The 10935-nt window shown below is 35.0% G+C and carries 10 protein-coding genes; 3 read left to right on the forward strand and 7 right to left on the reverse strand.

Going from position 1 to position 10935, the window contains the following annotated elements; all coding sequences use genetic code 11:
• Positions 1-17: 17 nt before the first annotated feature.
• Entirely contained in the window at positions 18-410 is a 393-nt protein-coding gene (locus tag BALOs_RS12135; RefSeq protein WP_162929679.1) for a hypothetical protein, read from the reverse strand.
• A gap of 167 nt (positions 411-577) precedes the next feature.
• Between BALOs_RS12135 and BALOs_RS12140 the strand changes: the two genes are divergently transcribed.
• The 3 genes from BALOs_RS12140 to BALOs_RS12150 all read left to right on the forward strand — a co-directional run bounded on the left by BALOs_RS12140 (position 578) and on the right by BALOs_RS12150 (position 4145).
• Positions 578-1897, forward strand: coding sequence for a thymidine phosphorylase (locus tag BALOs_RS12140; protein ID WP_120405304.1), 1320 nt, complete (start codon positions 578-580; stop codon positions 1895-1897).
• Entirely contained in the window at positions 1897-2718 is an 822-nt protein-coding gene (locus BALOs_RS12145) for a purine-nucleoside phosphorylase (protein WP_120405305.1), read from the forward strand. The genes BALOs_RS12140 and BALOs_RS12145 overlap by 1 nt, the downstream gene beginning before the upstream one ends.
• 89 nt (positions 2719-2807) lie before the next feature.
• Complete coding sequence (locus BALOs_RS12150; RefSeq protein WP_120405306.1) at positions 2808-4145, forward strand: PolC-type DNA polymerase III; 1338 nt, start codon at positions 2808-2810, stop codon at positions 4143-4145.
• Here BALOs_RS12150 and BALOs_RS12155 read toward each other — a convergent pair.
• The 6 genes from BALOs_RS12155 to BALOs_RS12180 all read right to left on the reverse strand — a co-directional run bounded on the left by BALOs_RS12155 (position 4142) and on the right by BALOs_RS12180 (position 10915).
• The gene (locus BALOs_RS12155) at positions 4142-5590 is read right to left on the reverse strand and encodes a histidine kinase dimerization/phospho-acceptor domain-containing protein (RefSeq protein ID WP_120405307.1); all 1449 of its coding nucleotides are present in this window, start codon (positions 5588-5590) and stop codon (positions 4142-4144) included. The two genes, BALOs_RS12150 and BALOs_RS12155, sit on opposite strands and share 4 nt — an antisense overlap.
• Positions 5587-6888: an exodeoxyribonuclease VII large subunit gene (gene xseA, locus BALOs_RS12160; protein ID WP_114705481.1), complete on the reverse strand. Its 1302-nt coding sequence runs from the start codon at positions 6886-6888 to the stop codon at positions 5587-5589. Before xseA ends, BALOs_RS12155 begins: the two co-directional genes overlap by 4 nt.
• Before the next feature lie 66 nt (positions 6889-6954).
• Positions 6955-8307: a S41 family peptidase gene (locus BALOs_RS12165; RefSeq protein ID WP_114705482.1), complete on the reverse strand. Its 1353-nt coding sequence runs from the start codon at positions 8305-8307 to the stop codon at positions 6955-6957.
• A 15-nt stretch (positions 8308-8322) separates the two neighbouring features.
• Entirely contained in the window at positions 8323-9387 is a 1065-nt protein-coding gene (locus BALOs_RS12170; RefSeq protein WP_114705483.1) for a murein hydrolase activator EnvC, read from the reverse strand.
• Positions 9372-10169: a hypothetical protein gene (locus BALOs_RS12175; RefSeq protein WP_114705484.1), complete on the reverse strand. Its 798-nt coding sequence runs from the start codon at positions 10167-10169 to the stop codon at positions 9372-9374. Before BALOs_RS12175 ends, BALOs_RS12170 begins: the two co-directional genes overlap by 16 nt.
• Positions 10157-10915: a cell division ATP-binding protein FtsE gene (locus BALOs_RS12180; RefSeq protein ID WP_114705485.1), complete on the reverse strand. Its 759-nt coding sequence runs from the start codon at positions 10913-10915 to the stop codon at positions 10157-10159. Before BALOs_RS12180 ends, BALOs_RS12175 begins: the two co-directional genes overlap by 13 nt.
• Positions 10916-10935: the final 20 nt, after the last annotated feature.

Raw genomic sequence — 10935 nt, forward strand, 5'->3', positions numbered from 1 at the left:
GGGCCATTATAGATTGATTAAAAATTAAATGTCCATCCCACTTTCGGATTTACACTATTAAATTTCTTGATATCTTTAGCTGTATTAGTAGCATGCCAATTTAAACGACTCTTTGTGTCGAAATTCTTAATACTTGTTTGCTGAATTGTTGCTTGAGATTTCTGAGCTTGATTATAAGCAACAACACCAACTCCAATGACAATCCCAACTGAAGCACCAACAAGAATATTCTTTAAATGGTCACTAGGCTCCTCAACAAATGAAAGTGTTGATAGACCTAGAATTGCTCCACCAAGACCGAGACCAGCAACTGTTGTTAGATCTCTAATCCCCTCTTCTTTGAAATCAGTTTGAGCAATTGAAGAAAATGAAAAACAAAGCGTTAAACATATTATAATTAATTTTTTCATGAACATGTAAATCCTAAAACGTTGGCGCAAAGCGCATTAAGTTTCATCATTGCCACCTCTAAAGGCCGCCACTATAATGACTCTTTTACTATTCTATACGCAGAAGTAATTTGATGCAATAAATGCGCGCCAAATTATGGAAATTGAAAATAAATTAAAGGAATACTATGTCACAAAACTTCAACGCATATCAGATCATTTCGAAAAAAAGAGATGGGAAGAGATTAACAGACGAAGAAATAAAATGGTTCATTAATGGAATCACTAATGGCGACGTCGCTGACTATCAAATGTCTGCACTTCTTATGGCCATCTACCTAAACGGGATGAATGTAAAAGAAACAGCGGCACTAACAGATGCCATGCTCTACTCTGGAAAAACACTCAAGTTTAAAGGTGTGAACGTGATCGACAAACACTCAACAGGTGGTGTTGGTGATAAGGCCTCTTTTATTCTTGGGCCAATCGCTGCAGCATGTGGTGTAAAAGTTCCAATGATGGCCGGGCGAGGACTAGGTCACACTGGTGGGACAGTTGATAAAGTAGAATCAATTAAAGGATTTAAAACATCACTGACTCTAGAGCAATTTAAGAAGCAACTTAATAAAGAAAAGATTGTTCTTATTGGACAAACAAAAGATATCGCTCCAGCTGATAAGATTATCTACGGACTAAGAGATGTAACGGGAACAGTTGAATCAATTCCTTTAATTACAGCTTCTATTATGAGTAAGAAACTTGCTGAAGGTGCCAACGGTATTGTTATGGATATCAAAACTGGTGATGGTGCATTCATGAGCGATCTTAAAGATGCAAAAGCTCTAGCAAAGAGTTTAAGAGATACAGCAAAGCGTTTTGATAAGCGTATGGTTACAATGATTAGTGATATGAACCAACCACTTGGTCAATATATTGGTAACTCACTTGAGATTATTGAATCAATTGAAACTCTTAAAGGAAATGGGCCAAAAGATTTAACGGACCTAAGTGTTAAGCTTGCTGGTGCCATGGTTTATATTGCAGGAAAAGCAGAATCAATTAAAGAAGGTGAAAAGAAAGCACGTGCAGTTATTGATAACGGAAAAGCACTTAAAGTTTTCAAGAATCTTATAAAAGTTCAAGGTGGAGATGAAAAAGTTTGTGATGACTACTCTCGCCTACCTGTTGCAAAACATAAGACAGTTTTTAAAGCACCTAAGAAAGGTTATATCTCAGCTATCGCATGTAAGCAGATGGGACTTCACTGTGTAAGTCTTGGTGGTGGACGTGCTAAAGCAAGTGATAAAGTCGATTTTGGTGTTGGTTTTGTATTAAATAAGAAAGTTGGTGAGCAAGTTGCTAAGGGTGATGAGCTTGTTGTAATTTATCATAATAAGAATCAGAAAAAACAAGTTGATGGTATTTTAGCTGATCTTAAAAAAGATATTAAAATCACTACTGCTAAGCCAAAGCCAACTAAGTTAATTTTTGAGACGAAGGAAATCTAATGAGTGATTTACTTAAAAGACTTGAAGAATCAAAAGACTATATTGCGAGCAAATTTGATAAGACACCAGAGATAGGAGTTGTACTAGGTTCTGGTCTTGGAGGGTTTGCGGATCTTTTAGAAAATAAGGTAGAGCTTCCTTACGAGGAAATTCCAGGTTTTAAAAAGACAAAAGTAAAAGGACACAAAGGACAATTAGTACTTGGTGAACTCTCAGGAAAAGTTATTGCAGTTATGCAAGGACGAATTCACCGCTATGAAGGACACTCTCTTGATGAAGTTGTTTTTCCAGTACGTGTTTTAAAAACACTCGGTGTAAAGAATCTTATTATTACAAATGCAGCAGGTGGAATTAATCTTGATTATGGATCAGGATCTCTTGTTCTTATCACTGATCATTTAAATATGACTGGCGAGAATTGTCTTGTCGGTGAAAATATAGAAGAGCTTGGAACTCGTTTTCCAGATATGACTTATGCATGGTCACCTGCTCTTCGAGAAGTGGCCTTAGCTTCAGCAAAGGCAATTTCATATGACCTGAAAGAAGGTGTTTATGTTGGTGTACTTGGACCAACTTATGAAACACCTGCCGAAATTCGCATGTATCGTGGACTTGGTGGAGATCTCGTTGGAATGTCCACAGTTCAAGAATGTATCGCTGCAAATCATATGGGATTAAATGTCCTAGGTATCTCTTGTGTGACAAATATGGCGGCAGGGATTGAAAATACTGTACTTAATCACGATGATATTAAGCATGAAGCAGCACGTGTGATGGAAAAGTTCCTAGAATTACTAAAAGAAACAATAGCCCAAATTTAATAATTTCTCTCTACCTCGGTAGAGAGAACTTTGTTATAATAAATACAATATCTAACCACGAGTGAATACTCGGCTTTCATGGATTGTAAATGGAATCAAATTCGAATCAATCATCTAGAGAAATGCTCGAGGACATGAGTTTTTGTGTCTTTGATCTTGAAACGACAGGTGGAAATCAGAAAAAAGATAAGATTATCGAAATCGGGCTCGTCCAAATTGATAACTTAAAAGTTGGTGCTACAAAAAGTTTTCTCATTAACCCTGAAAGAAAGATTCCAGACTTTATTCAAAAACTAACTTCAATTTCCCAAGAAGAAGTAGAAGATGCACCAAAGATTGATGAAGTCATCGAAGAGGTTTTAGAGTTTATTGGAGATCGCGTTCTCATCGCACACAACTCTTCATTTGATATCCCATTTTTAAATTCTGTTTTAAAAAGACTTGGGAGAAAAGAGCTAGAGAATAAGGGCCTATGTACAAACCTTATGACAAAATACCTTATTCCAACCCTCATGAACTCAAATCTAAATTATATGTCGAGAATTTTTGAAATCTCACATAACAAGGCCCACCGCGCTCTTGATGATTCAATTGCAACAGCGGAGCTATTTCTAAACTACTTAAATATATTTATTGCTAAGGGTATCAAAAAGATCAACCATCTCTACTACCCTAAAAACCGCTATGAATTAGACCTTTGTAATTTCAAAAAAGCATCGAGCAACTTGGAAGAAATTCGAGATAAAATGAAATCGATTTTTGCTCCTTTTGTTATTACAGTAAAAGGAAAGAATGGAATTATTCTCTTCTCTTATCCTTGTACAAATAAAGAAAATGAAATTACATATATTTGTGATCGTATTGCTGAACTTGACTGGCAGACAATCTCAATGAAGCTTTCAGGGCCAATCCTTGAATCTCTCATTCGATTCAATCATTCATATGCAAAAATGGATGAGACGGACAAAGAGAAATCAATTGATCTATTAAAAGAGAACCTCATTGGTAAAGAAAGCCTCGAGGAACTAAAAGGCCAATACAAAGAAGAGTTACAAAAAATAAAACAATGTGACTTTGTTCTCATGAATCACCTGGTACCAGAGCAGTATACAATCTACCCTCTAGGTGCACTTGGTATTCGCCAAGGACTAATCTTTCGCTATCCGGGACACGATAAGAAATTAATTCAATACATTAATTCAAAAACCAACCGCAAGAAGTCAGGGAAGCTAAAAGAAGTTAACTTTCCAAAAGCACTAGCTGATATTACAAATCTCTATATGGCAAAGTGTATGAGAGAAGAGCGTGAACTTATCATCTTTAAAGACTCTTTTGCTTTAAAGAATAAAAAATTCTTCTTTGTTGAGTTTGAGAAATTCACACAGGCAAACCCTAATAGGTATAACTACCCAAAGGCCTTCATTTAGAGAAGATTATAGATAATTATATCTTGGCCAATGATATCCACACGGGAATTTTCAAGTCCTAATAAGTGACCAATCAGTCGCCCTAGAATCTTACTCTTTTGACCTTCTAGATTTAAATTTTTCACATTTAATTTGATATCACTTCCATTTAAAGTGAAAGAACACTTTATAGTACTATCCCCTTTTTCAATGAGAAGTTCATGATTTTTTAAAGTCATCATCTCACTTAAAATTAAATAAAGAATAATTGGTAGTGAAGCACCACATATTTTTGCATTTTCTAATTGTGCTGAAACATTAGTTTCGATTGAAATCCCTGATTCAATTTTTCGATTACTAAGAAGTGTTGTTGCTTGCTCTAGAATTGTTCCAAAACTTTGGTCGAAACCTTGTTTTTCTTTAAGACGTGAAAAACCTAAGAATGTACTCACTAGATTTTGACAACGTTTCGCTGAAGCTTTCATCTCCTCTAAGGTTGCAGCATCTTCTTCGGCCCAGTCTTCAAGTTCTAACATATTAATTGCCGCTAGAATTCCCGCCAGTGGATTATTTAATTCATGAGCAATAGAGCTAGTAATAATACCAAGCTCTGAATGTGATTTTGAATAATTAAATTCTTGCCTTACAAGACAGATGATTTGTAGATGATTAGATGTTGACGATAGGATCTTATACTTATTTTCATCAATATCAATCCAGCCACTATCAACAGACTTTAGAAGTTGTCCTGGGGTTATTCCTAATTTTGAAAAATGATCGTTGTGAAAGTTTACAATATCATCATTTAAAATTACCACCGGAAAGCTAAGCTGATTGATCAGCTCACTGATACCAATTGCTTCATTTGCCAAGTCTTTATCATTAGCACTGATAAGGGTGATGGCATTTGCTATTCCACTGGCAAACTCTTGAGTATTTTCGCCTTTATCTTTTAAAAGATAATAATTCTCCTCATCTTCAAAACAATAGTCTTCAACGACTAAGTAATTTTGAGAAGTATTCTTTTTTATTTTTGTAATAGCGAATTCATTCTTAACATCATTGAGTTTAAAAATTGTACCGATAAAGTTACTATCACTCTCTTGATAGACCTTTTCAAGTATTACCCCACCTTCTCCAAGTTCATCTAAATTTGCTAAGTGCATGCTTTCATTCAACTTATAAAGTCGCTGTAGAGCGCGGTTAAAGTGCACTAAGTTCTTTAGGTGATCAATACTTTCAACTTCTATAAGACAAGATTGAAGCTTTATAATAAGAGGTGATCCTGATTCTATTTCAAACTCAATTGGATATTCTAGGTCTTCATGAACTGGAGTAAAGCCAGCATAAACGAGCTCTCTTAAAATTTCTTCCTCAAGTGAGATATTAGTATGATAGTAGAACTTATCAACACCACTTGAAGTCGCATTGGCCTTTTCAGCACCTAGCTCCAATGAATTAATCATGCCTTTGTCCCCTTATGAAGAGTAACCTTGCCATCGGCATAATGAATATCAACATCCACATTTGATAATTTATTCATCTCTTTTGCACTTCCTATAACCTTATCTCCAATTTGAGTATAAGCATAACCACGAGTTAAAACGTTACGAGGATTCAATGCTGAAAGAATCTTTTCAAATTCTAGGTTGCGATTTTTAAATACTTGTACCTTTTCTTTAATAGCACGAGATAGCTTTTGAGCGATACGATCAAGCTCATAGCTATATTCATATAGTGAAAGAATTTGTTCCTTTCTTTTTATTAAATTAAGTTTTTCAAGATCGTGTTTATATTCTGAAATCTTTGATCTAAGTGCTTGTAAGAAACTTAGTGGTGACGTTTCGGCCAGAACTTCATATCGAGTTCGAAGTTGGCCATCCATTGCGTTTTTAAGATCTTTTCTAACTCTATTTAAATCAGTTTCAATTGATAAAAACTTCTGCGTTAAAACTTCTGCGGCCGCTGATGGGGTCTCTGTTCGTAGGTCTGCTACATAATCAGAAATTGTAAAATCAACTTGATGTCCTACTGCACTAATAGTTGGTATTGGACAATTATAAATATCCCAGGCTAAAGCCTCATCGTTAAATGCCCAAAGATCTTCCATGGAACCACCACCACGAGTTAGAACAATAACGTCTAACATATCCTTAGTGCGTCCCTCTTCTTTTGCCTTGAGATGATATGCAATTAATTTCTCTAATGCTTTTCTAATTGAAGCTGGTGCATTATCCCCTTGAACAAGTGCCGGTGATAATAAGACTTGGTGATAATCAGACCTTCTTGCTGCAACATTTAAAAAGTCTTGTAGTGCTGCTGCGCCACGAGCAGTAATAACACCTATTTTCTTAGGCATTGAAGGAATTGGTATTTTTGAACTCATATCAAAAAGACCTTCTGCCTGAAGCTTCTTTTTTAATCTTTCAAATTGCTCCTGTAGATCACCTTTTCCAGCTGGAACGATACGCTTAACAATTAACTGGAACGATCCTCTTTTTGGATAGACCGATACTGAACCAGAAACGATAACCTTGTCTCCGGCCTTGATATTTTTTATTATCGGATTTCTCATGGCGTCCCCCCTAAAGAGGGCCATATTCATCAAAGCATTTGCATCACCTAGTGAAAAATACCAATGACCAGCACCAGAAGAACTCAAATTTGAGACCTCACCTGTGACACTAATATTTTGGTAATTAGACTCGAGATTATTTTTTATATGGGTAATTAATTGTGATACAGAAGGTACTTTATTGGTCATTCAATAATGATGTCTTGAAAGGTGCGAAGTGAGAAGACGGACAGCGTCATCCCACTTCGAATATTTCTACATCTTCTTGAATTTATTAACAGTATTTAAGAATTTAATCGCCTGAATAACCTGATAGTCCTCTGAGGCCGAATACTTTCTATCTTTGTCTTTATTCTTGATATGTTTATTAATTTCACGTGCTCTTTCAATTCTCTTTTTACGAGCAATTTTCTCACGCTTAAGTCGCGCTTTTTTCTCTTCTTCAGTCTCAACAGTAGCAGTTAGGTGGTTTCTTAAATCAACTTCACGAATTCCACCATCGTCATACATATTCTCTTCAACAAACTCGCCTTCGACCTGAGAAACCATAACATCTGGTTTGATCCCTAGGGCCTGAATCTTTCTTCCCTTTGGTGTCATATATTGAGCAATAGTAAGCTTAATTCCTGCATCTTCTGTAATTTGAGAAACAGTTTGCACACTTCCTTTACCAAAAGAATTTGTTCCAACGACGATTGCACGTTTATGATCTTGAAGAGCACCTGCTACAATCTCAGAAGCTGAAGCACTTTTTCCATCAATAAGAACGGCCAGAGGACAATCCAATTCTTTATGTCCGCTCTTTTTCACATAACGTATCTCTTTATTCTTAGGGTCACGTCCTTCTGTTGAAACAACGACTCCATCATTTAAGAAAATCGAAGATAGATTTACTGCTTCATTTAAAAGTCCACCAGGGTTTGATCTAAGATCAAGAACAACACCTTTAAACTTCTTACCTAATTCCTTCTTATGCTTTTTTAATGCACGAACAACATGTCTTGCAGCATCTTTTTGGAATTGGCTTAATCGAATGACTACATAGTCTTTAACAGCATACGACTTAACAGGCTTCGTTTTAATTTTTTGTCTTTTAACATCAAAGTAACGGATATCTCTTTCACCAGCTCTAAGGATACCTAAATTAATAACAGTTCCAAGATCACCTTTCATGCGATCAACGGCTTCATCAAGAGTTATACCTATTGTCGACTCATTATTGATCTCAACAATCTTATCACCTGGCTTAAGACCAGCTTTTTCCGCAGGTGAGTCTTCAATTGGTGTCGTAATAACAAGTACACCATCTTTTTGTGTTACTTCAATTCCAAGACCACCGTATTCACCACTTGTATCTTCTTGCATCTTTTTAAATACTTCTTTATCTAAGAAAGCGGAATGCGGATCAAGTGTTTGAAACATACCCTTAAGTGCTCCATCAATGAGCTTATCGATATTAACTTTTCGATAATAATTTGTTTCAATAATATGGATAACTTTATTAAAGAGCTCTAGTTTTTCAAAACGTGAAGCTTGTGAATCCTTTTCCTTGGCAAAGGTAGGAGTAACTAAGGCACTTAGAGCAAGGGCCAAAACTATCTTCTTCATATATAAATCCTAATCTTATAATTTTATTTTATCGTTAATTAACTGTGCTGTATTTTGTGCAGTATTCTTCTTTCTAACTTCAAAATAAACCTTACTAAGATTTCCTTTCTTGATAGAAAAACGAGTTTTAGCAAGCGTGGAACCAAGTTTAACCTTTTGTCCTTTTTTCACACTCGCAGCAAAGTCGCCAAGATAAATACTTCTAACATCTCCACCATGAGCAACCATAATGACATTACCAACATTTGCAAGAGAACCTACATACTCAATTGTTCCCTCTTTAGTAGCATAAACACCTTCGCCACTTTTTACTGTATAAGTAATCCCCTTTGATCCATTTTCAGCTGAGATATATTTCTTTAAAGGAATTGCAAAATTTGCTGCTAGAGTTGCGGCAGAAGACTTACTCGCATTCTTCGCTTTTGCAGCTTTTCTACGAGCTCTTTCTTTCTTTGCTCTTTGTTTAGCAAGATAAGACTTTTTTAACTCACCATATTCATTTTTAAGTTTTTCATGATTTTCTTTTTCAGTAAGAAAGACCTTAACTGTTGAATTCTTTTCATTTTCAAGATTTCTAAGAACTGAATAAAGTTCTCTTTCAACTTTGGCAGTCTCTGTTAAGCGTGTTCTTAGATCAAAAACTTTCTTTTTTAGTTTTGTACAATATTCTATCTTCGACTGAATCTCTTTCTTTTCTTTCTTTAAAGATTTTAAGAGTAGTTGATTTTTTAATAAATCTTCATGAGTTGAATTTTCAAGATAACTTAGGGCCACATGACGAATTGCTTTTTTAACTTTCGTCTTATCATCTTCTAACTCATATAATGATTGATTAAGATTTTTTTCTATTTCAAATATTTTATAATCAAGATCCTGTCTTGACTTCATTGCTTGCAAGTAATCTTCATTCTTTATTTGTAGCTTTTCTTCAATTGAACGAATCTTCTTTTTATAAGAATTAATCTTTTCTCGACTACTATTAACCTCTTTCTTTACAGCGTTATAATTTGTCGCTGCATTAGAGTTTAAAGCAATTGAAGATGCAATTAAAAATGAAAGGAGTACTAAGCTTTTTGCCATTCAAGTTTCCCAAGCGTATACAAAGCTGATGTTGAAATTAATAAAGCGCATATAGTTGCGACCAAGATTTCATTTGGAGCAAAGAAAGCAAATGAGATAACAATTCCAAAAAGAGTCCATATAAGAATATTTGTTAAATACATCTTTAGAGCTACGTTCTTTTTTCTTTGGAATTTCTCAATTAAATATGAAACTTGCTTAAGGTCTTTTCTAATTGCAACAAATGCAACGATCCAAAAGATTGAAAGAACAACGATAGCAACCTGTAATGGTCTTCGCTTAACTTCCGTCATAACTTCCTTCCATGACTGGTGATTCGAGATTTTCTTTCTAATACCACCTAAAACGACGTTATCTTTACCTGTAAGTCTCACTAAATACTCACGTATGAGATTAGTTGAACTCTCCGATACTTTCTCATCAAGAATAATTTTTAATCCTTTCATTGAGATAACTTCTGTAATTTCATTCTTATCTAGATCAAGAACATCTTTTAACTGTTTAGTAACATTTAAGTTTTTAGAAGCACTAATACTTTCGATTGCCTTAACACCTGGAAGACCTTTAATTTTTCTTGTAATACTATTTGTATTTAGGTCGCCATCAACTAGAGCATTAAAGTAGTACTCATTTTGCATTGATGGAAGAGCACGAGAGATCTTTGCCTCAAAGTGATTATAATTTGATACGGCAACAACAAGAGTCATTGTTAAAATAGAAAATAGGATTTGACCAAAGAGATTGTTCTTTGAAAATCTTGCTAATTCCTTTAAATAAAACATGCATGCCCCGAATGAATAAGTCTAGAGTTGTCTAAGTGAATAATACGACCAGTGAATCTTTGCACTAGCTCGCGGTTATGAGAGGCCCAAATAATCGTTGTTCCTCTTTTAGAATTATAAATATTTAATAAATCAAATAAGCGCTTCGTATTATCAAAGTCTAAAGAGCTTGATGGCTCATCAGCAATGAATACATCAGGCTTAGAAAGAAGTGCACGAATGATGGCAACCTTTTGTCTAAGTCCCCCATTGGCATCTTTTGCTTTTAATTTTATACGATTTTTTATTCCAAGAATTTTTACTAACTCATTTAAATCACTTTCAAATTCTTTTTTTGAACGATAAACACTTGGATCAAATGAATACTGAAGGTTTTCTAGTAAGCTCATGTGCTCAACTAATCTTAAGTCCTGAAAAACCTGAGTTGTGAAAACGCGATCATCAATCTTAATATTTCCACTTGTTGGTGCAATATTACCAGCGAGTACGTTTAACAACGTTGTCTTACCAGCTCCTGAAGCTCCCGTCACAAAGACGATTTCACCTTTTCGAATCTGTAAATTAATTGAAGAGATGGCCTTGATGCCACCAAAATCAACCGTTACATTTTCTAGGTTAAAGCACATATTGGTGCTGAGGTTTTGATTACCAAAGAGTTGATGAGTTTGATTTGCGTAACTGCTTGAGATCATTGATATGAGTCCTTCATTATAATATTCAAATCTTCCTAACTTGAATGTGGGCAAAAATCCTCTTTGCCACAGTA

This window comes from Halobacteriovorax sp. BALOs_7, from assembly GCF_003612895.1.
GTDB lineage: Bacteria > Bdellovibrionota > Bacteriovoracia > Bacteriovoracales > Bacteriovoracaceae > Halobacteriovorax_A > Halobacteriovorax_A vibrionivorans.